This is a genomic window from Peribacillus sp. NPDC097295 (genome assembly GCF_044761665.1).
In the GTDB taxonomy this organism is placed as follows: domain Bacteria; phylum Bacillota; class Bacilli; order Bacillales; family DSM-1321; genus Peribacillus.
In genome coordinates, this window is record NZ_JBIWCW010000006.1 from 183,593 (window position 1) to 207,390 (window position 23,798).

26 protein-coding genes are annotated in these 23,798 nt (G+C 38.2%); 4 read left to right on the forward strand and 22 right to left on the reverse strand.

The features are described from left to right. The first annotated feature begins 6 nt into the window (after positions 1-6). From ACIQXN_RS12995 to ACIQXN_RS13005, 3 genes are all read left to right on the forward strand, one after another. On the forward strand, positions 7-744 hold the full coding sequence (locus ACIQXN_RS12995) for a site-specific integrase (protein WP_402966974.1): 738 nt from the start codon (positions 7-9) through the stop codon (positions 742-744). A gap of 669 nt (positions 745-1,413) precedes the next feature. Next, on the forward strand, positions 1,414-2,043 hold the full coding sequence (locus ACIQXN_RS13000) for a nitroreductase family protein (protein ID WP_402966976.1): 630 nt from the start codon (positions 1,414-1,416) through the stop codon (positions 2,041-2,043). Positions 2,044-2,332: 289 nt separating this feature from the next. Further along, the gene (locus tag ACIQXN_RS13005; protein ID WP_402966978.1) at positions 2,333-2,761 is read left to right on the forward strand and encodes a MarR family winged helix-turn-helix transcriptional regulator; all 429 of its coding nucleotides are present in this window, start codon (positions 2,333-2,335) and stop codon (positions 2,759-2,761) included. A gap of 415 nt (positions 2,762-3,176) precedes the next feature. Here ACIQXN_RS13005 and ACIQXN_RS13010 read toward each other — a convergent pair whose 3' ends face one another. The 14 genes from ACIQXN_RS13010 to pssA all read right to left on the reverse strand — a co-directional run bounded on the left by ACIQXN_RS13010 (position 3,177) and on the right by pssA (position 14,826). Next, positions 3,177-4,832, reverse strand: a complete 1,656-nt coding sequence (locus ACIQXN_RS13010; protein WP_402966980.1) for a M28 family peptidase — start codon at positions 4,830-4,832, stop codon at positions 3,177-3,179. A 1,254-nt stretch (positions 4,833-6,086) separates the two neighbouring features. Further along, positions 6,087-6,674 (reverse strand): TasA family protein, encoded by a 588-nt coding sequence (locus ACIQXN_RS13015; protein ID WP_402966982.1) that lies wholly within the window; start codon positions 6,672-6,674, stop codon positions 6,087-6,089. Between the two features lie 375 nt (positions 6,675-7,049). After that, positions 7,050-7,190, reverse strand: coding sequence for a hypothetical protein (locus ACIQXN_RS13020; RefSeq protein ID WP_402966984.1), 141 nt, complete (start codon positions 7,188-7,190; stop codon positions 7,050-7,052). A gap of 813 nt (positions 7,191-8,003) precedes the next feature. Next, positions 8,004-8,462 (reverse strand): DinB family protein, encoded by a 459-nt coding sequence (locus tag ACIQXN_RS13025; protein WP_402966986.1) that lies wholly within the window; start codon positions 8,460-8,462, stop codon positions 8,004-8,006. Positions 8,463-8,979: 517 nt separating this feature from the next. Then, positions 8,980-9,759 carry a sulfite exporter TauE/SafE family protein gene (locus ACIQXN_RS13030; RefSeq protein WP_402966988.1) on the reverse strand — a complete coding sequence of 260 codons (780 nt, stop codon included), beginning with the start codon at positions 9,757-9,759 and terminating at the stop codon, positions 8,980-8,982. Positions 9,760-9,808: 49 nt separating this feature from the next. Next, positions 9,809-10,036, reverse strand: a complete 228-nt coding sequence (locus tag ACIQXN_RS13035; RefSeq protein WP_402967135.1) for a sulfurtransferase TusA family protein — start codon at positions 10,034-10,036, stop codon at positions 9,809-9,811. Positions 10,037-10,076: 40 nt separating this feature from the next. Continuing rightward, positions 10,077-11,204, reverse strand: a complete 1,128-nt coding sequence (locus tag ACIQXN_RS13040; RefSeq protein WP_402966990.1) for an MBL fold metallo-hydrolase — start codon at positions 11,202-11,204, stop codon at positions 10,077-10,079. Positions 11,205-11,258: 54 nt separating this feature from the next. Continuing rightward, a complete protein-coding gene (locus ACIQXN_RS13045) occupies positions 11,259-11,654 on the reverse strand; it encodes a DsrE/DsrF/DrsH-like family protein (protein WP_402966992.1) in 396 nt (131 codons plus the stop codon). A 29-nt stretch (positions 11,655-11,683) separates the two neighbouring features. Continuing rightward, on the reverse strand, positions 11,684-12,256 hold the full coding sequence (locus ACIQXN_RS13050) for a sulfurtransferase TusA family protein (RefSeq protein WP_402966994.1): 573 nt from the start codon (positions 12,254-12,256) through the stop codon (positions 11,684-11,686). Between the two features lie 53 nt (positions 12,257-12,309). After that, positions 12,310-12,606: a rhodanese-like domain-containing protein gene (locus tag ACIQXN_RS13055; protein WP_402966996.1), complete on the reverse strand. Its 297-nt coding sequence runs from the start codon at positions 12,604-12,606 to the stop codon at positions 12,310-12,312. A gap of 19 nt (positions 12,607-12,625) precedes the next feature. Beyond that, positions 12,626-12,964: a rhodanese-like domain-containing protein gene (locus tag ACIQXN_RS13060; protein WP_402967137.1), complete on the reverse strand. Its 339-nt coding sequence runs from the start codon at positions 12,962-12,964 to the stop codon at positions 12,626-12,628. 47 nt (positions 12,965-13,011) lie between these two features. Then, the gene (locus ACIQXN_RS13065) at positions 13,012-13,491 is read right to left on the reverse strand and encodes a DsrE/DsrF/DrsH-like family protein (protein WP_402966998.1); all 480 of its coding nucleotides are present in this window, start codon (positions 13,489-13,491) and stop codon (positions 13,012-13,014) included. A gap of 120 nt (positions 13,492-13,611) precedes the next feature. Beyond that, positions 13,612-13,872 carry a metal-sensitive transcriptional regulator gene (locus ACIQXN_RS13070; protein WP_402967000.1) on the reverse strand — a complete coding sequence of 87 codons (261 nt, stop codon included), beginning with the start codon at positions 13,870-13,872 and terminating at the stop codon, positions 13,612-13,614. Between the two features lie 207 nt (positions 13,873-14,079). Further along, positions 14,080-14,826 (reverse strand): CDP-diacylglycerol--serine O-phosphatidyltransferase, encoded by a 747-nt coding sequence (pssA, locus tag ACIQXN_RS13075; RefSeq protein ID WP_402967002.1) that lies wholly within the window; start codon positions 14,824-14,826, stop codon positions 14,080-14,082. A gap of 576 nt (positions 14,827-15,402) precedes the next feature. On the opposite strand from pssA, the gene ACIQXN_RS13080 reads away from it, so the two are divergent. Further along, positions 15,403-15,822: an Hsp20 family protein gene (locus ACIQXN_RS13080; protein WP_402967004.1), complete on the forward strand. Its 420-nt coding sequence runs from the start codon at positions 15,403-15,405 to the stop codon at positions 15,820-15,822. A 66-nt stretch (positions 15,823-15,888) separates the two neighbouring features. Here the strand turns inward: ACIQXN_RS13080 and ACIQXN_RS13085 are convergent, their stop codons facing one another. The 8 genes from ACIQXN_RS13085 to ACIQXN_RS13120 all read right to left on the reverse strand — a co-directional run bounded on the left by ACIQXN_RS13085 (position 15,889) and on the right by ACIQXN_RS13120 (position 23,728). Further along, the gene (locus tag ACIQXN_RS13085; RefSeq protein WP_402967006.1) at positions 15,889-19,020 is read right to left on the reverse strand and encodes an AAA family ATPase; all 3,132 of its coding nucleotides are present in this window, start codon (positions 19,018-19,020) and stop codon (positions 15,889-15,891) included. Further along, positions 19,017-20,162, reverse strand: a complete 1,146-nt coding sequence (locus ACIQXN_RS13090; RefSeq protein WP_402967139.1) for an exonuclease SbcCD subunit D — start codon at positions 20,160-20,162, stop codon at positions 19,017-19,019. Before ACIQXN_RS13090 ends, ACIQXN_RS13085 begins: the two co-directional genes overlap by 4 nt. 128 nt (positions 20,163-20,290) lie before the next feature. Further along, positions 20,291-20,719 carry a DUF2621 domain-containing protein gene (locus ACIQXN_RS13095; RefSeq protein ID WP_402967008.1) on the reverse strand — a complete coding sequence of 143 codons (429 nt, stop codon included), beginning with the start codon at positions 20,717-20,719 and terminating at the stop codon, positions 20,291-20,293. An 84-nt stretch (positions 20,720-20,803) separates the two neighbouring features. Then, complete coding sequence (locus tag ACIQXN_RS13100; RefSeq protein ID WP_402967010.1) at positions 20,804-21,109, reverse strand: DUF3219 family protein; 306 nt, start codon at positions 21,107-21,109, stop codon at positions 20,804-20,806. 118 nt (positions 21,110-21,227) lie between these two features. After that, on the reverse strand, positions 21,228-21,455 hold the full coding sequence (locus ACIQXN_RS13105) for a sulfurtransferase TusA family protein (protein WP_402967012.1): 228 nt from the start codon (positions 21,453-21,455) through the stop codon (positions 21,228-21,230). A gap of 33 nt (positions 21,456-21,488) precedes the next feature. Continuing rightward, entirely contained in the window at positions 21,489-22,541 is a 1,053-nt protein-coding gene (locus ACIQXN_RS13110) for a YeeE/YedE thiosulfate transporter family protein (protein WP_402967014.1), read from the reverse strand. A 237-nt stretch (positions 22,542-22,778) separates the two neighbouring features. Continuing rightward, on the reverse strand, positions 22,779-23,255 hold the full coding sequence (locus ACIQXN_RS13115; RefSeq protein WP_402967016.1) for a CcdC family protein: 477 nt from the start codon (positions 23,253-23,255) through the stop codon (positions 22,779-22,781). A gap of 113 nt (positions 23,256-23,368) precedes the next feature. Beyond that, a complete protein-coding gene (locus ACIQXN_RS13120) occupies positions 23,369-23,728 on the reverse strand; it encodes a response regulator (protein WP_402967018.1) in 360 nt (119 codons plus the stop codon). Positions 23,729-23,798: the final 70 nt, after the last annotated feature.

Sequence of the window (23,798 nt, forward strand, 5' to 3'; positions counted from 1 at the left end):
CGGAAAATGAATGGTTTTATTCGAACTTGCGTGAAAGAAGCAATCGATGAAGGACTTATTAAAACGGATTTCACGTGGAAAGTAACAATTACAGGCTTGGCGAGTAAAAAGTCATCTGAGAAGTTTCTTGACTATAAATCGAGCCAGAAATTGCTTAAATACTTAGCGGAACATCGTCATGAATGTCTGGAATATCCAATGCTAATCGTTAGTTTGAGTACAGGCATACGATTTGGAGAATTAATTGGTCTAACCATCGATAATGTAGATTTAAAAGCTAGTAAAATAGCGATTGTACAGCAGTGGCAATATAAAGAAGGCGGTGGATTTGGCCCTCTTAAAAACGAGGCCAGTGAACGTAACATTAGCTTTGATAAGCTAACCTTGACTGTATTGAAAGAATTAATACTGAAAGTGAAGAATGATGAAGGAAATGAGAATCAGCTTGTGTTCTATCATCCTGATTCCCCTATTCAAGTTGTAACGAATGATCGTTTAAATGATGTGTTGCGTCGTTGCATCCGCAATTTAAAAATTACACCGGTTATTACCGCACATGGACTAAGACATACACATGCGAGTATATTACTTTATAAAGGCATTAGTTTACTCTATGTATCAGAGCGACTTGGTCACGCATCATTAGACATTACAACATCTACATATGCGCATCTTATGAAAGAGTTGCATGAGAAGGATTCAAAGCAAACTACAAGTATTTTCGAACGATTATTAAGCGTATAAACCGCTGTGTATATTTTGTGTAAACAGGTGTAAAAATCACACCTTTTTCAACCTTTTCCTATCTTCATCTCCTAAAATAGAAAAATCGCCCCAAACCCTTATATAATAAAGATTTGAAGCGATTTTACTTCGGTTCAAATTTCATCAACATGAACCCTTCGACGTCCCAGGAGGGATTCGAACCCCGATCCCTTCCCTGCCAATCTTATTGAGAAAAAGTGATCTAGTTAAACTGAATTAAATAAGTACAGAAAACGTTGATATATCAAAGTTTATGAAAGATTTAAAATCAACTCAGTTAAATAAGTTAAACTCAAAAAAACAAGTATTTTTAGTAAGATGGTGAGCAGGTGGTCTGTTATAACCTATTTTGATTATGCTGCATGGTACATTAATCATAGCCCATTCAATTTGTTTATTGGCAAATTTCCTTTTGTTCCCACACTCAACGTATGTCGACTGTATGTGGCAACACATTGGTGCTGGTGGGTTTAATTATATAAACAAATTTATATGCATAAACGATCAAAACTAACGAATCAAAATACCTGTTAAATTGTCCAATCATTCGCCTATCAAAAATCACGAAATGATAAATGACTTGTCAACTGTTGACTAATCAACTATAATAAAAGCCGATTCAAATTCCAACAAAAAAGGGTGAAAAATATGTTACAACAAAAAACAGCTTTAGAAAAATTAATGGATGAACGTAAATCGGTGCGTAAATATGAACCTGGTGTTACTATTCCTCGTGAGCAAATTCAACATATTTTAGAGCAAGCAACATCAGCTCCATCATCAAGTAACTTACAGCCTTGGCGCTTCCTTGTTATTGATGATCAAGAGCAAAAGAAAGAATTACGCATTGCTGGATTTAATCAGGCACAAATCGAAACATCATCAGCGATTATTGCGGTAATAGGCGATAATGAAATGTATAAAAACGCTAAACAAATTAATGATTTAAATGTTGAGCTAGGTTATATGCCACGTGATATTGCTGATATGATGATTGCCAATTCTGAATCTGCATATAGTAATTTTTCTGAAATTGAACGAACAAATATTGCACATTTAGATGTTGGTTTAATTTCTATGCAAGTAGTACTTTTAGCGAAGGACATGGGCTATGAAACAGTAATAATGGGCGGCTTTGATAAAGCAGCATTCGCTAAAAAATATGAGCTACCTGCCAATGAGTTACCGATGATTTTAATTGCTATCGGAAAGCCTGCTATGCCAGCACGTAATTCATCACGTTTACCGTTTGAACAAATTATTCGTTTTTCAAGCTAAGTGAATTAGAGGAAGTATTCACATGACGTGTTATTGATTCGTATCACTAATGCATTAATCATATTTTGATCCACGTAAGTTTGAAATTTGTTATACTTTATCCAAATGAACGGAAATGCTATCATATAGGGATCGCAAAACGTCCAAAAGCTTAATGTAACAAAGAGCAGTCAGTTGGCGTTGGAGTAAATAATTAGATACCTAAATTGCTTCTATAATAGGCCCGAATTCGAACACAAGTTTTAGTGAGAGCGCAAAACGACGAGCAACCAATGTGAGGAGGAATAGTATGGAAGTTTGTTTGGATGATAAAAAACAAATGATTATGATGTTGAAAAGATTAGACCGTCACGTCACTCAAATTTTTGAAAAAAGAACAGAAGTTAGTTTGACTAGATATGAAATTTTAGTTTCTTTAGTTAAAAAGGATAGTGTTACACAAAAGGTACTACAACAATCCTTAGCTATCGATCAATCGGCCATTACGCGCCATTTAAAGTTGCTTGAAGAACAGCAATATGTTGAACGCAAACGTAATGAAAAAAACAATCGCGAAGTACTTGTAACGATTTCAGATAAAGGACGAGCATTATTAGAAGGCTGTACAATGTTTAAAGATCAATTTATGAATGATCTCTATGATGATTTTTCAGATAGCGAATTACAGGAGCTCAAGCAATTCCTCACGCGCTTAAATCGCAATATAGAGAAGCTTTAATTTTTGCTCTTCATTGTAAAAATCTATTGTATTAAAACAGACTAAGAGTAGCAGCTAGTGCTTCTTCAAATACTTGGTTTTCAGCCGAAGCAAACGTAAGGATTTTTTCTTCTTCTGTAAATGCAGCCCTCAGTTGTTCATTTTCCTATGGTTATGATATTTCGCAACTAATCCTGTTTAACTATAAATCATATCTACAAAAGAAAAGCTGTGCCGAAATCCATTCAAACCCGGATTTTGACACAGCTATTTTTCGCTTATTAAACTATTCCAGTACCGCGACAGCTTCGCAATGTGGTGAGTGTATCAAACATTCCCTTAGGCTTCCCAAGGAAATGTTTGATATTTTTGGTTATTTACCTGGAGCTTACGGAATCAAGCTGTTCTCCAGGCATTCATCTGTTTAACTATGAATCTATGAAGCATCCTTTAGTAATGCTTCTTCATTCTTACCACTATTTTTCTGGAAACCAATTAAATCAGAAATAGCCTTAAAAACTACATCCCCGGTAAGTTGTATTCTTTCAGGGCTTACATGCTCTATTTTATCCTCTAAAGAATGATAATAAGGCTCGATATTTGCGCCCCCAGGTGGTGTACCAGGTTCCATCCATATGAACAACGCTGATGGTACCCCTTTCTCGTGGAATGGAACATGATCAGACCTACTCAACATATGAACAGGCAATAAATCCTTATTAATATCTAGTTTTTCAGCAGCTTGATGTGTTGATTGCGAAACAAGATTCGATTTCCCATCTACAGTATTAATAAAAAGTTGCGAGGCAGGTACCCAAGCCGTACCAGTCATATCCATCTGAAACTGAACTTTTGTTCTTTTAACTTCATCTTCTGACAAATTACCGATATGGTATTTCGAGCCTACAAATCCAAGTTCTTCGCCCCCAAAGGCAGCGAAGCGTAATTCTTTGTCGCCATCGTAGTCCTTAAAAATCCTTGCCAACTCCATTAGTGTAGACGTCCCGGAGGCATCATCATTGGCCCCTGGCGCGAATGCAACACTGTCCAAATGTGAGCCAATGTAATATATTTCAGGATTTTCAATGCCTTTTGGTTTTTTTACAGCGATTACATTGACTGTTTTTTGATTCGTCAGTGTTTTAATTGAAAGTTGAACTTTTACATTTCCTTTGGAAAGTTGAGAAACAAATGCTTCCCCATCCTTCTTAGTAATTGTCGCAACCGGAATGTTAGGGCGTACGCTGCCTAGGGAAACAGATGGAAGGGTAAAGCGATCCTGGTTGTCATATATAAGAACACCTATCGCACCTGCAGCCATTGCGTTTTGCACCTTGGCCCCGGCAGTGATTCCTCCATTTTGTATTAAGGCGATTTTGCCACTTGCAGCCGCAGTGAAATCACTCGGTTGGCCAGCACCCGCATGATATATATTCCCTGTGATACCGTCCCCAGTCGTTTGAGGGGCTCCACTAACGGACCTCAATGGAAGTTTTTTGTTATTGTCGGAGAGCACCTTAAGTATCAATTCAACTCGATTGCTCCTGGGCGCTTCCTCGATTTTGGTCTCATAGCCGTAACTTTTCAACACACTTTCAATGTATTCAGCACCTGCTCTCTCTCCCTCGCTGCCTGCCTCCCTTGGCCCAATATCAACACTTAGGTGTTTGATATGCTTCATAACATTATCGGAGTTAAATGAACCATTAATATTCCCAATCACGTATTGCGTGTACGTATTCAGGACATCATGCGCTATTCCGGAAATGCCCCCGTTGCTTTTCTGATTATCAAGCAGGCGTTTAAAACTCTGCATTTGTTTAATTACCTTATCGGTCTGTCCTTGTTTTTGAAAAAGAGCTACTCCGCTAATGTGCATTTTCAATGTACGGACCGCGATATCACTCCGAATATTCCCATCTTCTTTAAAATAGTCAATTTGTTTTTCCATGTCTGCGAAAACATTTCCTGTATGTGGCATATCATTGAATATTCGATTTTCCGCAGCCGTAGAACTCATTTGGTTCATACCAAGTAAAAATGCAATTATTATCGCTATTGAAAAAACTTTTTTCAGACCAAACCTTTTCATCATATTCCTCCCCTGTATAAATGTTGTAGTATCAACGGTTTTAACCATTGATAGAGTGTCATAATTTTTTTTACAAAGTCTCTTACAATATTTTAATTTTATATGAAACTATCTCTAGATAAGGGTACGCTTGCTATCACTACTGGATAATTACGGAAAGTAGTGTTAGGGATGTATCCACAGCAGAATGCATTATTAAATGCCTATTTTGACGTCCCTTCCCGATTCTTTAGGCATCAGTGTGCCTACATTCCTTCGTTAAATCCATTCATAAGGAAAAGGCTAGCCAAGCAATCTTAGGAACTCGAGGTAGAATCGAAAAAATAGTGCCAGCTTCTTCCGTATTATCCTGTTGTCCAGGTCTAATAATGGGATGTAGGAACTTATGTACCCTCTACAAAGCTAGTAATAACTCTCATTATTCGATTCTAACGCGAATTTCAGCCTCCATACCTTCATGATACGTGGGTAACTGAAGTGTCTCACTACGATTTGACACCCCGTCATACCAAGTGGGAGCTTTTTGAAGATGAATGCTCCCTTTTTGCTTTTTCCATCTAATCCTTGATTTTTTTTTACATTCCACGCCTTTACTTTAAAAACATTAGTTGCGTAGCTTGGCAAACTATCCGCTCTTCCCAAATTCTTAACAGGGCCCTTAAGGAAGACATACCCTTAATATTTGATATTTTACAAATTGAGGAATTCAAGAGCCGTTTATTTATTCTCAATTCTTATGCAACTTAAGGGAAATACCTCTTAAGCACCCTAATAGGAAAGCGCCTGCAAATCACCTCCCATCAATTTTTTAAGATACATTTTCCTCCGTCCCCTTCTAAAAATACAAGAGTGGTGTAATCATTCCATAAGAATAACCTGATACTTTATAATGATAAACACTATCGTTAGTAGCATAATTAACTATGTAATTGGTGTAAGGTGCAACGACAATTAATAACAACTACTAATGGATGGAATGGATACAAATGTCCCTATGTGATATTTTCATAGTACGTTTTAACGTGTACCTTGCCCGGCCCAGGTGGCTAGAGCCGAACAAGCACCAAGTAAAAATTACAAGGATAAATTGGCAATAACTAATCAATAAACTAGACGGGACAGTTCTCCAACTGTCCCAGCCATTCTATTGGTTTTTTCCTATGAATCTCATAAATGCGAAAATCTATAACTAAGTTTGATAGAGAAGTGTCCCAATCAAAATAAGTAAGCAGCCATGACAGAGCTTTTTTTATCTTATAGATCTCTACCCTTGCCTTGTGTGGCATTAAAAGTCCATGATAGATTAAGTTTATCCCCTTGGAATTGATTTTGATCTCCCTCGTTATCAATGAAATTGAACTTCACTACTAAATCATGTTCATCGCCCACCTTAAGGATGCCACCATCAAGAGCTTCGTTAAATATCTTTTCTGACACCGCTTTTGGGCTCATACCCTTGAGCTTATCCAATGTTGTTTTGTAAATGATTTCATTACCTTGGTCCATATTGTACAGAAATTCCACTTCAATATACTTGCCAAAATCCTCCGTGTTATCTCCTTTGGTATCAACCACGGAATACTGGGTACCCAACGTCACGTCTTTGATATCTAGTGTGCCTTCATTATGCAGTTCAAAAACACGCGTCATCGAGTCTCCAGGAGCGATATTGCTGATATCAATAACCTTTGTGGGTTGCACAGATAAATCGAGTGTCCCCGCCGCAAACGTACTGCTCGCATCTGCACTGTCACTAAAGTACGCAAAAGTTCCCCCTCCAATTAAAGATACCCCCATTATTCCTGACATAATTCCCATACCTAATTTCTTTTTCAATTCCATATATACTCCTCCTTGAGCTTTTTCCCCTTTTTAGGGATGTTATTTTTGAACGACTATCAAGTTTAGTTTTATAATCGAAGCTAATTGATATTGTTCTTTCGCTTTCTTCTTTACTTCGAATTCCACTTAAGGTCTACCATATGGGTAAAACCTGCATTTAGAATAACAACACCCCCAATATAATAAGTAGTAAAACGCTAGTCTCACTTTAATTGACAAAATGACCGATATAACCGATATAAGGAATTGTAACCCCTATATAGATGCCCAATGAAATATAGTGGCATCCGGTATATTGTTGTGATTGCCCTTTGGTATGTATTGCGTCCCCGTCCCTTAAAAATCCGATGGGTAATCAGGATTCCGTCACTTGTTTTATAAGTAACGACCTCCCCTTTTTAACATGATGGGGTAGTCCGTTAACCGGCTTTTCTCTTCATCAATAGCATCGTCATTCGCTTTCCAACTGTTATAGGCTTTCGCGGACATCACATTCGATTTTTTTTGATGATCCACCAGCACTTAAAACCAATTACATACCGCCTTGAATAGAAACATGTCCCTTAATCGCCTTCTGTCACAGCTTAATTTTTATCCCCACCCCCTCAAAGCCATAAATCGGACAACACCTGTGTGAAATCTACTACTTGGTTATGTTTGTGAATTTTAAATAAAAAAATTCTTCTATTAGAATTTTTCAGGTGTATGGATATGATGATTTGTTTATAAAATGTTTAATAGTTTCCTTAAACCTTGGTGTTAATTCTAAGCATTGCTTAGTGAAAATTTTGTTAGTTTTCGGAATTATAAGAAATTTTAATTTGACAAAACCCTACATACAACTTGTTTACTAGTTAGGAATCGACGTATCTACTGAATAACTTGCAAAGTATTTGTCAATTGTTCATGGGTTTTGACCTGTTTTGTAGAGATATTTTTGATATAAAAGACTTGTCGATGTTTTTAATGATCAAGTCTTTGTAGAGCCTGACATTTTACGCTCCGGGATATTGACATCAATGACCTAAATAAACCCCTCTTCTATTCTAGATATCTATGAGCTTTTGAATGCACTTAAAACTAAGCTAAAACATCGGACCGACGGATTCGCTAATTTCCAAGTACTTCACCAAAAATTCAGTACCCTTTAATTGAAATAAAAGCAGATGGGTCCGTGAATCTTTTACAAATTCTCGGACCCATCTGCTAATTTTTTTTTATTTTTAACAACGCCAGCACTCCACATGTGGTGATTGTATATGGCGACACAAGGATGCTGGTGTTTTTTAACATTCTTAAGAACTTTGAACAAGACTATAGCAAAAACATCTATCTCATAAATGTAATAAAATCAACATTAACTGGTTCTATACCATTTGCTCGAAGTCGAGAGTTAATCTGTCCTCGATGATACTGACCATGTAATGCCACATGAGTTAAAATATCTCTTACAGAATTCTTAAACTCTTTATCACTACTATTTTTGTAAGATATTATCTTTTCTAAATCAGTCTCTGCCAAATTAGTAAAAAATATTGTTATGCTTTCTTCATTTTGCATAACAAGTTCTGTACAAACTTCTATGTCTACATCTGACCAGATAGGTAGTCGTGAACTGTCCATCCCCTGTAATCTAGTTATCCATACCTTTTCTGAAAATAGGATATGGGAAAATAAACGGCTACCCTCTTGATTTTTAATCTTCAAACTTTGCAATGTTTCAAGGATACGCTGGTTAGCCCAAATTAAATGTTCATACATCTTTTGGATCGTTTCAATAAGAATCATACCTCCTTTAATTGAATTTCCCAACGCGCTCTTCATTCAAAATATCCATCACTAAAATTTAGCTAATCAGTACAATCATTCAACAAAAATAACTTTAACCCTTCTTAATGCGAAAAAAGAACGAATTCCACCATCGGAAATTCGTTCTTCTTTCATTACTATAACTCCAACCATGCAACCACTTCACAATGTGGTAGAGTCATATTTTAACTAATTTTTTAAAAAAGGAAATTTTATACTTCATTAGACGACAGCAGTTAACCTACACCTTTTCACTTTAAATTTCATTGAATACATTCAATCTAGATCAACTAATTACATTAAGTCTCGAGAGAGAAAAATTACTTTGTTAGCATAACACTCTATCCGAAAACTGCAGTTAGTACGACAACTACAAAAAAGGTTAGAACCCTTGATATATCAAGAGTTCCAGCCTTTCCAATCGGGGACCTGTGAGGGGCTCGAACCCCCGACCCCAATCCTGTCAAGGTAGAGGTCTAATACCCTATTTATAACCCTACGCCAAAATCCCCAACCAAATTTTCACCGCTGTCGCTAATATTAATAGTGCCAATATGACTTGAAGGATTTTTGTGTTCATTTTCTTCCCTGCCATTGCACCAAGTGGGGCTGCGATGATACTTGCAACTACCATGATGATCGCTGGGTAATAGTCAACTTGGCCTGTAAATACCTTGCCGACTGTTGCCCCAATGGAGGAAATGAAGGTAATAGCTAGTGAAGAGGCGATGGTTACCCTCGTCGGTATTTTCAAGACAACGAGCATAATCGGAACAAGTAAGAAGCCCCCGGCCGCCCCAACTATCCCGGAACCCAGACCGACGATCAGGGCAAGTGTTGCAGCTAGCCATTTATTAAATTTGACCTGGTCCAACGGGATATCATCGATTCCTTTTTTTGGTATGAACATCATCACAGCTGCTATTAAAGCAAGCAGGCCATAGACGATATTGATACCGTCTTCCGACATTGATTGCGAACCGAAACTTCCGATTACACTTCCTATTAATACGCTGATACCCATGTAGAGGATCAGTGGCTTGTTTAAATAACCACCCTTACGGTAAGCCCATACACCGCCGATGGAGGCAAATAATACCTGTACAGCGCTAATCCCTGAAACTTCGTGGGCACTGAATGCCGCTAAACCGAAAATCGGCGGAATGTATAAAAGCATCGGGTACTTGATGATCGACCCGCCTATGCCCAGCATTCCTGAAATATATGAGCCAATGAAACCAATTAAAAATATGGTGATAATAAAAGTAATGTCCATGTCAATCTCTCCTTAGAAGAAGGCAACCTAATTGGTCCCCTTATCTTGATCAGCCTTTTCTAATCCAGAATTTCAACACGCCATTATCTTCTGTCGTTTCAATTAGCTCATGTCCACCTGATTTTGACCAAGCTGCTAAATCTGCTTTCGCGCCTTTATCTGTTACATGGATTTCCAGTACTTGACCGGATTCCAATTCATTCATCGCTTTCTTTGTTTTTACGATCGGCATTGGACAAGCCAAGCCCTTAGCATCTAATACCTTTTCTGATTTCATCATGATAAATCTCCTCTATTCGTAGTTTTTTTATGATGTTTTAGCGTACCGCGCAACGATTCGGTCCAATTTCCATTTCACGTTGTTTTTCTTCATCAGGCGTGATTTTCCCCATGTTCGTTTGACGGATTTCTTGGTATGCATTCGGTTGAGGCGGTAGGTTTCCCGTTACCATCTCTCTGAATTCCATTTCGTCAGCAATATTTAAACCATGATTTTCTTCAAATAACGAACCTAATTTCTTAGCGACACTGCCATCTTTATTCAATTCTTCAATGATCATGAAATGAGATGGCAGAACAATCAACTCGTCTGATAGTTCTTTATAACCTGTATAAAGGGTTTCTCTCAAGTCGCCAACCCAATCCTCAGCCAATCCAGCTAGATCCGGTCTACCAATCGAATCGATGAATAGAATGTCCCCTGTCAAAAGGTATTTTTCATCGATAACAAATGAAGTAGAACCAATTGTATGTCCTGGAGAATATAGTGCTTGGATTTCAATTGCCGTGTGACCGATTTTGACCACTTTACCATTCTCTAATGGCTCATATTCAAAAACGACTTCGGTAGCATCTTTTTGTGGCAACCAATACGTTGCATTCGTGCTTTCTGCAATTTGTCGACCACCTGAAATATGGTCAGCATGTAAGTGTGTATCAAATACATGTGTGATCTTTACACCGATACTTTTTGCAAAATCAAAGTAGGTATCAATCATCCTGGTGGAGTCAATAATGGCTGCTTCTCCATTGGAAACGACCATGTATGACAAGCATCCTTTTCCAAGACGTACAAATTGATAGATTTCCCCACCATCCTTCAAATCGCCAATTTTCAATGGCTCTAAGTGTTCACTCCATGCTTTCATTCCGCCCTTTAAGTAAGAAACCGTTAGCCCTGCATCAGATAGCATTTCCGCTACCATAACGGAAGAACCTTCTTTTGCACATACCACCAAAACTTCCTTATTTGCAGGAATTTTATCCATAACTTCATCCACACCATCTAGCAATTCGAAGTAAGGAATATTTAAGTAGTCGAAATTCACGCCTTCAATTTTCCAATCGTTAAAATCATTTTGATTACGAACGTCAAAGATAAATAGCTCATCTTTATTGATTACTTTCTTTGCCACTTCTTTAGCTGTCATTTCATTGTATGGCACTCTATATACCCCCTATAGTATATTTCATTTCAAATTTTTTCTTTTTTTAAGCTATTAAAATGTTAAAGTAACATCCGCATCTTTAGCGAATTCCAAGAACGTGACGGCGCCGCCGACTTCAATTCCGTCAACGAAGTCTTCTTTCACTAGTCCCATAACATCCATTGTCATTTGGCATCCGATAAAAGTCACGCCTAATTCTTGAGCCATAGCAAGTAATTCTGGAATAGCCGGTACATTGGCCTTCGCAAATCCTTCCGCAAAATGTTCTTTGCCTTCTGGCATCGGAAGTTGTTTATTGCCTTCTTTATGAATCAGGTTCAAGCCCTCGAACGTAAAGAAAATGGTTACCTCTTGATCTGTTGCTGCCGCTGCTGTTGCAATATTAAATACTTTATATGCGTCAAATAATCCACCATTACTAGCGATGATTGCTACTTTTTTAGTCATCCTTCATTCCTCCATATTAGTTGTAGTTTTTAATACTTCACTGACTTTTCTGTCGGACCATTCCATTGGCTCATGCCAGGCATGACATTGATCACTTGTTTAAATCCTGATTCAGTAAGTTTTTGCGCAGCTAGGTCACTTCTGCTCCCAGTACGGCAAACTACGTATATCTCGGATTCTTTATCCAATTCACTTAGACGGCCATCCAAATCACCCAGGGGAAGGGATTGTGCCGTGGGAATGTGTTCAAAAGCATACTCTGCTGATTCTCGTACATCCAGTACGATGATATTCTGTTTAGCTTCTACTTTTTGTTGAAGCTCTTCATTAGAAATGACGTTCTGGTGTTTCTTTTCGATATTTTCTTCCCCGCTTGCTTTACGAAGATAATGTTTCAGAACAGTCCCTTCTTCGACTGTACCTAAATATTGGTGGCCTGTACTTTCAGCCCAAGCTTTCATATCCGCCGTTGAACCTTTATCCGTCGCTTGAATTTCCAATACTTCTCCAGATCCCAAGGCATTTAAAGCCTTTTTCGTTTTTACAATGGGCATCGGACATGCTAATCCTCTTGCATCTAATACAGAATTTGTTTTAATCATGTTTCTTCCTCCTCGTTTTTATACTACATGGGGTATTTAACTTTTGAAAAAAATTACGTGGTTGGTCCATTCCAGGCAAGCATTCCGCCTGTCATATTGATTACTTGATACCCATGATTTTCAAGTAGTTTTACGGCCTTTGAACTTCTACCACCAGAGCGGCAGACCATGATATATTCTTTTGAATTGTCCAGATCTTGCATCTTGAATTCTATTAGTCCTAAAGGTATATGCATGGCAGTCGGAATTTTCCCCGTTTTCACTTCAACCACTTCACGTACATCGATAATGTTCACTGGTGCCTTTTGATTTAAAAGATTTTCGACTTCCTGTGTTGAAATTTCCTTCATAGTAGAATTCCTCCTTTTATTAACGCCAAGCACTCATTCCGCCTTTAACATTCGTAATTTCTTTGAATCCCATTTTTTTCAATACCTTACTTGCCTTACTGCTTCTCATACCACTTTGGCAGATTACGAAAACTTCTTGGTCTTTAGAGAGTTCTTTCACTCTATTTTGCAGTTCGAATAAGGGAATGTTTTTAAATCCCTTGATATGGTTTCCCCTAAACTCATTAGGCGTCCGGACATCGATATATTGTTTACTTTTATGATTCAATTGTGCTCTTAATTCCATCGTAGTAATCTGTTTAATCCCTTTTGCCGGAATAAATCGTTGATACAAGAACCAGACAATTACAGCAATCATGAGGACATTTAATAGTGTACTCAATATAGCTTGATTCCTCCCTTACTTTAGATAAATAAATTGACGTTACCATCTTCTGCGTCAGCTAAATAAGCAGCCACACCCGCATATTCAATGCCTTCTAGTAATTCCTCTTGCTGCAAGCCAAGTAAATCCATGGTCATTGTACAAGCGATCAGTTTCACTTCTTGTTCTTGGGCCATTTCAATTAAACTGGGGAGGGACATGGCATTATGTTTTTTCATGACATGCTTGATCATTTTAGGACCCATGCCTGCAAAGTTCATGTTGGATAATCCCATTTTATCTGCACCACGCGGCATCATTTTGCCAAACATCTTTTCAAGGAAGCCTTTTTTTAAGGTCACTGGCTCATCCTTACGTAGGGCGTTTAATCCCCAGAATGTATGGAAAATGGTCACTTCATGATCATAGGCCGCAGCTCCATTTGCAATAATATAAGCGGCCATCGCCTTATCATAGTCTCCACTAAATAAAATGATCGTCGTTTTTTTCTGTTCTGTCATTTGTTTCCCCCCTGATTTCTCATTACCCTGATGGGTATATTTTTTCAAAAAAAATATCATTAAATTACCCACAGGGGTATATAATATGTTTAAAAATAATAGATGTCAACCCACCATACACTATCTACTTTTAATTAATAAATCAACAGCTTCTTTGACAAGACCACCTGTTTCTTCGCCTTTCATAACATTCTCTCTCACACATTGTTCGAGATTGGTGCTTACAATCACTCCCATCGTTCTATCAATGGCATTTCGCGCAGCCGATAATTGGGTGACGATATCTCTACAGTCCTTACCCTGCTCCATCATGCCTAGCACACCTTTAATTTGGCCTTCAATTCGTCTTAACCGATTGATGACGCTTTTATCATATTCCATGATCTATACCCACCCACCTATCTATATAGACAAACAAAGAACCTGTGTAACAAGTTATACCCCAATAATATACCTATAGGGGTATATTGTCAAGCTAAGTTCATTCACTTTTATTTCGAACAAAAACTAAAGACTAGACGGTTTTTTGTTATAGAAAAAAGGGCCATCCCAGAAGTCATTATCCATGCCTTTTGGGACAGCGCCTTTTTATTGTTTCATCCTTTTCTTACGGATCACTTTGATTTTCTGTTTTTTGACCTTCTTTTTGTTTGGGAACCTGGGTTCTTTTTCTTTGATATATCGCACCACAATTAATAATATATAAGTTCCTAATGCAATATAAAAAGATAGCGGTACGGATTCGAATCTGGATTTAGCCACTAAATAAAATGTATAGAATAAAAACAAAGTAATAAGAACACTATTCTTCGGCATGCCAACTTTTTTGAAGCTTGGAATTTTCATTGTACTTACCATCAGTATACACAGCCCATAATAGAGGATAATAAATACCCACAATGGTATCGATGCTTCAAACAAGACAAAGAATGCCACAATCCCACCCGCTAAGGTGATGGGGATCCCTTTAAAATACTTTACAGATTCTGCTTGATCGGTGATGTTAAACCTCGCCAATCGATATGCACCGAATAGGGGGAACAATCCCGCGATTAGCATCCCGACTTGCCCAAAATCACTGAAATATGTATGTACAGCTAAAAAGGCGGGCGCTACCCCAAATGATACTATATCGGCCAAAGAGTCCAATTCTTTACCCATTTCATTAGAGACCCCAAGGATCCTTGCCACCCTGCCATCCAATGCATCTAACATTAACGCGATAAAAATCAATATGATCGCATTTCTTACATCATCAGTGATAATGCATCCTATCGATAAGAACCCGCAAAATAAATTACCCAAAGTCAGCATATTAGGTATATGTTTTTTCATCCTTCACTTCCTTAACTCCTAAAATTAAACTTTCCTCAGCTTTTACCATCTTTTGAAAAGCTTAACTTGTTATCTTCTAATTATAACTTCATACCTGTATTATGGCTAAGATTATATTTATGACTCTTCATTTTTTCCATCATTTATAGAACTCATACCACTATATTGCAGTATATTCTGCAATAAAAAAATAACCCAAAGAGGTCATATGAACACTGGGAACAATTTTTTGTCCTTGAATGGTTCTATTGTTTTCAATAATAACTTTTTTTCGAGTGATTTTTAAAGTTCCATTTTAACATTTTTATTATCTTCTTCATTAACTAGTCTAAATCCTCTTTAGGCCAATGCTTAAACTTTGTTTCAAAGATTTGTTAGGGGTTTGGCTCGTACTCGGTTTTCCTAACTATTAACCCGGTCCCCGCAGGAAATCAAATAATCACTGCATTACCTACTTTATTCGTGCATTTCCTATCTACTTATCTACATTAAAAACTGAGAATGTTTTTATTATTATCACCTTTATCCTTACTTTCTACATATAATACGAACAAAGGCAAAACCGGGGGTATCTACATGCAAGATAAACTACATGAAGTACAGATGAATGAGGTTAAGATATTTGATGATTGGGTAAAAAAATTCTTTCTCAATCCGGAAACGAGTATCTTGGATCATCAGTTATTTACGATTGATATTTACGAAAGTAATGATGAGTATATGGTGGAAGCAATTTTGGAAAATCATGATGCAAAAGATATCAAAATATGTTTAAGAGATAATGAGATATCGATTCTGGTCGATAAGCCTCATAAGCCTTTTCAAAAACTCCTTCGTAAAGATAAAGCGGTTACACCACCTGCGCAGCGGAAGATTTCTTTTCCTTTTTCCATCTGTGCACGTAGGATCACAGCTGAGTTTACACAACCATTATTAGTGATTCGTATTCATAAGTATTCCCCCGGTAGAGCCACAGATGATATTAGGATTGAGTAACTTGCATCTTCAAATATATAAAAGAATGGCTCGTGAAGCTTCTGCTTCACGAGCCATTCTTTATTACTAGCCTGCAAAATTAAACGAAGTGGTACTTCCGTTTTGTGTAGATGTGACCTGAAGTTGAGCATCAATTCTTTCCTTTAATTCCGGAACGTGGGAAATAATGCCAACTAGTCGACCGCTGCTCTGGATATCCATCAACGCTTCAATTGCATGATCAAGTGATTCAGGATCAAGTGTGCCGAAACCTTCATCAATGAACATCGTTTCAAGTGAAATTCCTCCTGCATTTTGCTGGACTATATCTGCGAGACCAAGAGCGAGTGCGAGCGACGCTTTGAAACTTTCGCCTCCAGAAAGCGTTTTGACATGACGTTCCTGGCCTGTATATTGGTCGTATATAGACAACTCCAATCCACTTTGAATATTCCTTCGTGTTGGATCAAGCTTTCTTAAGAGTTGATAACGACCGCTCGTCATCTTTAAAAGCCTAAGATTGGCTTCTTTTAAAATATCATCTAAAAAGGCAGCCAAGACATACCGTTCAAACGTAATCCGGAATGAATTTTGTCCTTTTGAAATCTCGGAAAGATGGCCGACGATGCTGTATCTTTCATCCAGACTTTTTTGCTCTTCCCGAATAAGTGCCAATTTTTGCTCGATTTCTTGGTTATTCCTTTTGTCGGCCTGTAATTCATTCTGTGTGTGACGTAACCGGTCCAGTTCACCGTCAATGAATTCAAATGTCTTTCTCAACCCATCCAAGTCTGGTTTTGGTACATCCTTCAACTTCATTTCCAGGTCATGAAACAAGCTAATGACACTTTGCCAATTTTGCTCGTATTGCTGAACTTGCCTTTCCATGGATTCAAGTGCATCTTTCGGCCTTTTGGCTGCTGTATATTCCTTATAAGTAGCAAATCCTTGATTGGACATGTCCGTAATCAGCTTTTCACGCTCTTCATTTAATTCAAGGTTCAAGGCTTCTATATTTCCGGACAGCGATTCCTTTTTCGCATGGATCCCCGATTCTTTTTCTTTGACCAATTGAAGGGCTTTTTGCGCCTCTTCCAATGCTTGCTGCAACTGCTTCTGCCGTTTGCACGCCTCGTCAAATACTCTCGTATATTCTTCTTCTGTACGTATTCCTTCTGGTAGGGAATCCATTAGACCGGTAAGCTTTGTAGAATTTTCAATATACCTAGTTTTCTTACCGTCTTCCACCTTTTCTAAAGAAGCCACGTTCTCTTTCAATTCGGCAGTCTTCGCTTTCAAGGCCATCAATCGTTTTTCCAGTTGATTAACCGTATCCTTCATACGCATCAATGACTGTAATTGTTTTTGTAGCTCTTTTCCTATTTCTTCAAACGAATTAACATATTCTTCCGTGTGCTCAGAAGCGAACGCCGGCATATCATTTTGTAAATCCGTTAATTTTTCTTTCCAGGAGTCTTTAAGAGCTTGGCATTTAGATTCAGCCTGATAAAATTCACTTTCAGCCTGACTTTTTTGCTGATCTGCCGTTTTCACTTTAGTCTCCTGCTGTTTCAATTCTATATCCGATGGCATATTATCATGTACATGCGCAGGGGCTGGATGATTGACCGAACCGCAGACCGGACAGTTTTCACCATCATGAAGCATGGATGCAAGCATGCCCGCCTGCCCTGTCCGCCAATTTTGATTAAGCGTCTCCAGTTTTTCTTTTTCCTTAAGCTGAACATCAAGGAGCTTTTGAAAAGTGGACTTTTTCTCTTTTAAGACGCCCTCCATACTCTCATATTCTGAACAAACATTTTGAAACTTTCTGAGTTTTGAAAGGAACTGTTGTTTTTTTTCAAATTCCCTTTCTTTATCTCCATAAAGGATGGCTGCTTTTTCCGCTTCCGACTTTTCTAGACTGATTTTCTCCATTTCCGTTTCAATTCTAGTAAGCTCATTAACATTATTTTCACGAAGTTGCTTACTTTTTTGCCACTCTTTTTCATCTAAAAGGACCTGGTCTTTTAGACTTGTAAAAATCATTACGGATTCTTTCACTTGTTCAAGCTGATGCACATCCCGTAACGCCTGCACTCTATCCTCTTCCTTTTCCAGCTCTAGCTCATATAGGTCCTGCTTCTTAAGGCGCTCCGTTAACAATATTTCGGCCTGATTGGTTAGTGTTTGAAGTTCAGTCGTCACCTCTTTTACTTGCTTACCGATTCGCAAATAATACTGCTCTTGCTTTTCGAGCGAGGCCGCTTTATGTGCCATTTTCATCTGTTCTTTTAATTCCAGTATTTCAGGACGCTTCACTTCAAGGGCTGCTTTTTCACTTTGCAGCCTTTCTTTCTCAGAAAACCGATTTAACAAATCAGCCGCTTTTGAAAGTTCTTGGTTAACGCGATCACGAGCTTCCTGCTTTTCCTTTAATAGCTGACCTAAGGATTGATATTTTTCTGTGGCTACTGTAATTACTGCATGCAGTAAAGGCAGAATTTGTTGTTCATTTGGTTCATCTGCTTCCAAAAGGGATTGAAGTTCTGCATGCTCGCCTGTTTTTATGCCCTTCATTAATTCAATGCGTCGCTGTGCGCTTTTTTCGCTTTGTTTCTTAAGGAGGGATGCTTCTTCTTTTAACCTTTCTTCAATTCGCTTGTACAACTCAGTATGAAAGAGTTTTTGGAGAATCTGTTCTTTATCTTTACTATCGGATGTTAATAGTTTACGAAATTCATTTTGCGGTATCATCAGGATTTGCCTGAATTGATTCGCATCCAATCCGATGAGTACTTTGATTTTTTCTTCAACCTCGCGAACATTGGCTCCAAGCAACTTTTTTCCATCAGCTTGGATTTCATATAATTCAGCCTTCGCGCTAACCGTTGTGGTGCCCTCTCCAGATTTCTTCTTCCGTTCCTGCTGTGGGGAACGGGTTACCAGATATGTCTTTCCACGAAGCGTAAATTGTAGTGATACTTCCGTCAAGACATCATCTTCGGCAAACTGGCTTCGTAAATCTTGCCCACTACGATCCTCACCGCTCGCTTTCCCATATATCGCAAAACTAATCCCATCAAATATCGTCGTTTTACCGGCACCGGTCTTTCCGGAAATGACAAACATGGTTCTTTCCCCCAGCTTGTTAAAATCAATGACTTCCTTACGGGCATATGGACCGAATGCTTGCATCGTCAAAATGTGAGGTCTCATTTCAAAGCCTCCTCTTTCTTGACAGCTTCAATGACAGAAACCATCAGTTCTTGCTTTTTAGAATCGAACTCCCGTTCCGTCATCTCCTGATAAAATGTCTCAAACAAATCTAGTTCAGACTTTCGTTCATCTTTGACGGAGGAATATGATTTTTTCCTTCTCAAATCGGTCAAGTCCCATTTCCGTTCCAGATGAAGCACATTGGGGTAAACTTGGCGTAAACGGTTGATTGGATCGATGAGGGATCCTTCATCATTCAAGATAATTTTCAAATAGTCATCTACCTTTTGATTTTGATAAAAAGAGATATCCAGTAGTTCTTCCATCGTACCTGTAATCTCCCTCATATCAAATTTAGGGGTCAGTGAACGGTAGCGAATATCAATGTTCCCATCTTCTTTCATCTCAACGATGGATAGAGATTTATTTTGTTTCGCCTCGGAAAATGAATATTTCAAAAGAGAACCAGAGTAATAGACCTTTGGGTGACGAATTGCATCTGGGCTATGCAAATGCCCAAGTGCCGTATAATCGAACGCATCAAATAGATCAGCTGTAACACAACCCGATCCCCCAACTGACAGTACCCGTTCTGAATCACTCGTTTTGCCGCCTAAAACAAAGGCATGTCCAACCAATACATTCGCCTCATTGGGATTGAGGGTTTCCTCTATTGCCCCCGTTATCCTTTTCATCGCTTCCTGATGGGAATGGATGCTCTCATCGTCGAAAAGATGACGGACCGTTCCAGGTTCTGCATAAGGAACACAATAAAAATTGACCCCTTTGATATGGACCGGTTCACATGTCTTTGTCAGTTTCCCTTGAATGTATAACTGGCTATGACGATACCACGATGTACCAAACGATAACCTCTCCGCAGAATCATGATTTCCCGAAATGGCAACAATGGGTATATTCATTTTCACATTGATTGTATAAAGAATTTCATCAAGGAGTTCCACCGCATCTGTTGGGGGTACGGAACGGTCATAAAGATCACCGGCTATGACCACTGCATCTGGTTTTTCCTCTTCAATTATCTCAATAAACTGTAACAGTGCATGACGTTGATCATCCGTCATATGTATACCATGGACGATTTTACCTAAATGCCAATCTGCCGTATGGATAAATTTCATCATTTCACTCCGTCCTCATTTTTCTTACTACTATTATATCAAATATTAAAAAGAAAGCTTTGATAGAGTACAAACGTTCTAATTATTACCACAAGTCATGAAAAAAAGCATACTCCAAGAGCATGCCTTTAGCTAAATAAATGATGATATGGATCCATATTCACTTTTCGTTCGGTCAACTTCTTTTGTAAAAATTTATGATCCCGTTTAGGTGTGGCAATGATATAACCCCGAATCACCAAATCTTCTGTTATATCTGATGCCTTCTCCTTTAACGCCAATTCCCCTATCTTACCGGCAATTTTATGACGTGCCACATCACGAAAAAGTTCCGGTACAGGGCTCACTAAATCTTCAAGTAAATCCTTTTGTTGCTGTGACCATAAGTGATTTGTTTGCTCCAAATAATATTCTTCCCAATCCATATCTGATTTCCCATCTTCTTTCGGGAATCTTTTCAGGAATTTTCGAAACATGAAAAAGCCACCAATGCTCATTAACGTCACTAAAAGGACTACCCAAAAAAGAATAAACCATAAAAACCAGCCTCCTAGCAAAGAACCACCTCTTATGTATAAATTAATTAATCGTTACCATTATTATAGACAGTAACCCATTTCTTTACAAGGCTGGTAATAGAATCATTCTTGAGAGTCTACTTCAATTAACGTAAGGGAAAAATCTCCCACAGAATTTTCTTCGTACAAATTTGTAACCGATGTTGAATAGTTGAATATTTCTGCCCTAAATTCCTCACTTGTTTGTGGAATTTTCAAATCAAAAACCATTTGATAGAGCAGTGTTGTAATATCATGATACTCCTCGTTCGTTACTTTAAAATCGAAACTAACTTTTCTGTACTCTCCACCTTCAGAATTCCCCACGGATTCTGTATGAAAATTAGTGACATGCAGTGCAACATCATTCAATACAACTTCATCAACCATCTTATCAACAACTCCTTAGTATAGATTAAAGTTATGTTACCACTCCTGCTGCTTAACGCCAACGATTTTAGCTTGAAATAAAAAATGCGCTCAGGAAATTCCTGGCACATCTTCTGTATTACTTACCCTTTTTTACAATTATACGCCACTTGGCATCATCAATTTGTTCAAATTCCGTAATTTCATGCCCTTCTGTAGCAGCCCAGCGTGGAATACTTTCCGTAGCTTGTGTGCAATCGAAGTTTATGATCAATTCTTCCCCTTTAGCCATATCCGCTATGGCTTCTTTTGCTTCTACTAATGGAAACGGACAAACCATTCCTGATGTTTCTAGTACCTTCGCCATTAAAATCCACTCCTTAAATTATTATGATAAAATTCAGGCTACCTTTGAAGCTGTTGATTTCTTTTGTTTACGGATGATAGTGAAATAAACAGCTACCCATGTCCCAAGTAAGAAAAAGACAATGGCAACCCAGCCCTGCCAAGCAAATAATGCTGAATTTACAAGTCCATTCCCAATTGTACAACCACCGGCAATGCTTGCGCCAAATCCCATAATTACTCCACCAATAGCATTGTTACGCAAAGTTTTCATGTCCGGCAGTCTCCAACGGAATTCCCCGCTACCCTTAGCTGCTATGAAAGAACCGAGGAAGATACCCAATACTAAAAATGTACCCCAGTCAATAAGCGCATTTTCACCTGTGATAAGGAACGTTAAAATGTTTGCGGAAGGCGTTGTAATGCCTAGTCCGAACATTCTCCCTGTCATCGCACTTAGAGGCCAGGCCATAATTGCAATCAACCCTACCAATACAGCAGTGACAAAAGGATGCCAGCGCTTTTCAAATAAAATATGTGCCAATCCCGTTTTCTTCGGTTTCATTTTAATGATAGGTAGTTTAGGCTTTTTCAATTCCCTGATGACTAAAATCCCCACTATGATCATCAAAGCGATGATAAGTAACCACGGTGAAACATTCAGCGTTTCATGAATATAAGTATCATTTGTCCTATATGAAACTAAATGATCACCCGTAGCTTTCCAAACACCGTACTTTGTCATCGCAGCTCCAAGCATGTATCCGAAAAGGGCAACCCAACTGCCAATCATACCCTCTCCAGCCCGATACCATGTTCCTGTCGCACAACCACCGGCAAGAACCATTCCAATACCAAATATAAAGCCTCCAAGTATGGTTCCTAACCATGGAAAGCCATCATTTCCAAACTGAATAACTCCTGTATCACGTAATGCATACACCCCGATACTTTGTATCGCAATGACAATGAACGTCGCTAAAAACATTCGACCATCTCTAGCTATAAGCAAATCGCGATATGCACCGACAACACAGAAACGGCCTCGTTGAAGCACAAATCCCAGCAGTAAACCACAAATAATTCCTAAAACAATCATTTGTAACATGAACCGTTCCCCCCCTCTTGAAACAACAATAATATCAATATAATACAATTCACATGAAATTACTATGCTTTTAAATAAAGTTTTTTTAATAAACTTATCCTTGAACAAAATAATCTTTAATTACCGTAATAACACATATTTACATAAAATAACTTTTATACCAAAATAACAAAGTGATTTATTCAAAAAAAACACATGGATCCATGGATACATGTGTTTTTTCTTATTCGATAAGGTTTACACCATTTTACCCTCATTAAAATAGGCGGCTTTGACCTTTTTATATTGGTAAAGCATGACAACACGCCAAGGGACAATCATACCGAAGGCAAGAAGGAAAAACATCCCTCCGAGCACACCGATTTCTACCCTGCTCCCTAAGATCAGTTTGGCTACTAGGCGGATTACAACAAGACCGATTAAAATGAATACAAACGCTTTCGAACGTTGGATGTATATTTGTTCATCCCGAACTTCGAATTTCGATGTCTTAATTAATAAGATAGAAAATAACATGCCAGCTATAAGAGCTTCTAAAAGTTCAGCACGCGTAACTTGAAAAACTGGAAAAAGAAACATTAACGCACCTGTACTCATGAATACCGGCGGTAAAATAATCTTTTTGGCATTAACAGGTCTTTCCGTTTCCTTCATTCGCAACTTAAAAACAACGATAGCCATCACAATAGCCATTCCTGTTGTTAAATATATCATTTGACTCATCCTTTTTAACTAAGTTAAGTAAGTACCATACTAATAAAATTATATAATAATCATAACCTTACCCAAAGTATATAGTACCTAATTCAGATAAACAAGGCGAGTAATCAATCAAGCACCCGATTCACGGCGTCCAAGACCCGACTTTCGTCAAAAGGCTTCACTATAAAGTCCTTTGCTCCTGCCTCAATGGCATCGACCACCATCTTTTGTTGTCCCATGGCTGAACACATGATCACCATCGCAGAAGAAAATTCCTTTTTGATTTCTTTAACTGCATCCAGTCCACTCATTATCGGCATGGTTATATCCATGATCACCAAATCAGGATTCAGCCCACGATATAATTCAATCGCCTCTTTTCCATTTTCACCTTCACCAACCACTTCATGACCTGCTCTAGTTAATATATTTGAAAGTGTCATTCTCATAAATTTAGCATCATCAACTACTAATAATCGGGCCATAGCCGCTCCTCCTTATTTCACACAACAAGCAGAACAAATAAAGATATCTAAAAATTTATATATTCATAGA

What these genes read in the sequence shown, in the direction of transcription:
- ACIQXN_RS13080 (WP_402967004.1), top strand. Translation starts at nt 15,403, where the DNA reads ATGCAAGATAAACTACATGAAGTACAGATGAATGAGGTTAAGATATTT.
- ACIQXN_RS13005 (WP_402966978.1), top strand. Translation starts at nt 2,333, where the DNA reads ATGGAAGTTTGTTTGGATGATAAAAAACAAATGATTATGATGTTGAAA.
- ACIQXN_RS13025 (WP_402966986.1), bottom strand. Translation starts at nt 8,462, where the DNA reads ATGATTCTTATTGAAACGATCCAAAAGATGTATGAACATTTAATTTGG.
- ACIQXN_RS13085 (WP_402967006.1), bottom strand. Translation starts at nt 19,020, where the DNA reads ATGAGACCTCACATTTTGACGATGCAAGCATTCGGTCCATATGCCCGT.
- ACIQXN_RS13030 (WP_402966988.1), bottom strand. Translation starts at nt 9,759, where the DNA reads ATGGACATTACTTTTATTATCACCATATTTTTAATTGGTTTCATTGGC.
- ACIQXN_RS13115 (WP_402967016.1), bottom strand. Translation starts at nt 23,255, where the DNA reads ATGATATATTTAACAACAGGAATGGCTATTGTGATGGCTATCGTTGTT.
- ACIQXN_RS13035 (WP_402967135.1), bottom strand. Translation starts at nt 10,036, where the DNA reads ATGAAATCAGAAAAGGTATTAGATGCTAAGGGCTTGGCTTGTCCAATG.
- ACIQXN_RS13000 (WP_402966976.1), top strand. Translation starts at nt 1,414, where the DNA reads ATGTTACAACAAAAAACAGCTTTAGAAAAATTAATGGATGAACGTAAA.
- ACIQXN_RS13050 (WP_402966994.1), bottom strand. Translation starts at nt 12,256, where the DNA reads ATGATTAAAACAAATTCTGTATTAGATGCAAGAGGATTAGCATGTCCG.
- ACIQXN_RS13045 (WP_402966992.1), bottom strand. Translation starts at nt 11,654, where the DNA reads ATGACTAAAAAAGTAGCAATCATCGCTAGTAATGGTGGATTATTTGAC.
- ACIQXN_RS13100 (WP_402967010.1), bottom strand. Translation starts at nt 21,109, where the DNA reads ATGGTTGATGAAGTTGTATTGAATGATGTTGCACTGCATGTCACTAAT.
- pssA (WP_402967002.1), bottom strand. Translation starts at nt 14,826, where the DNA reads ATGAAAAAACATATACCTAATATGCTGACTTTGGGTAATTTATTTTGC.
- ACIQXN_RS13065 (WP_402966998.1), bottom strand. Translation starts at nt 13,491, where the DNA reads ATGACAGAACAGAAAAAAACGACGATCATTTTATTTAGTGGAGACTAT.
- ACIQXN_RS13055 (WP_402966996.1), bottom strand. Translation starts at nt 12,606, where the DNA reads ATGAAGGAAATTTCAACACAGGAAGTCGAAAATCTTTTAAATCAAAAG.
- ACIQXN_RS13110 (WP_402967014.1), bottom strand. Translation starts at nt 22,541, where the DNA reads ATGTTACAAATGATTGTTTTAGGAATTATTTGTGGTTTACTGCTGGGA.
- ACIQXN_RS13070 (WP_402967000.1), bottom strand. Translation starts at nt 13,872, where the DNA reads ATGGAATATGATAAAAGCGTCATCAATCGGTTAAGACGAATTGAAGGC.
- ACIQXN_RS13105 (WP_402967012.1), bottom strand. Translation starts at nt 21,455, where the DNA reads ATGGCGAAGGTACTAGAAACATCAGGAATGGTTTGTCCGTTTCCATTA.
- ACIQXN_RS12995 (WP_402966974.1), top strand. Translation starts at nt 7, where the DNA reads ATGAATGGTTTTATTCGAACTTGCGTGAAAGAAGCAATCGATGAAGGA.
- ACIQXN_RS13060 (WP_402967137.1), bottom strand. Translation starts at nt 12,964, where the DNA reads ATGATTGCTGTAATTGTCTGGTTCTTGTATCAACGATTTATTCCGGCA.
- ACIQXN_RS13090 (WP_402967139.1), bottom strand. Translation starts at nt 20,162, where the DNA reads ATGAAATTTATCCATACGGCAGATTGGCATTTAGGTAAAATCGTCCAT.
- ACIQXN_RS13010 (WP_402966980.1), bottom strand. Translation starts at nt 4,832, where the DNA reads ATGAAAAGGTTTGGTCTGAAAAAAGTTTTTTCAATAGCGATAATAATT.
- ACIQXN_RS13120 (WP_402967018.1), bottom strand. Translation starts at nt 23,728, where the DNA reads ATGGCCCGATTATTAGTAGTTGATGATGCTAAATTTATGAGAATGACA.
- ACIQXN_RS13015 (WP_402966982.1), bottom strand. Translation starts at nt 6,674, where the DNA reads ATGGAATTGAAAAAGAAATTAGGTATGGGAATTATGTCAGGAATAATG.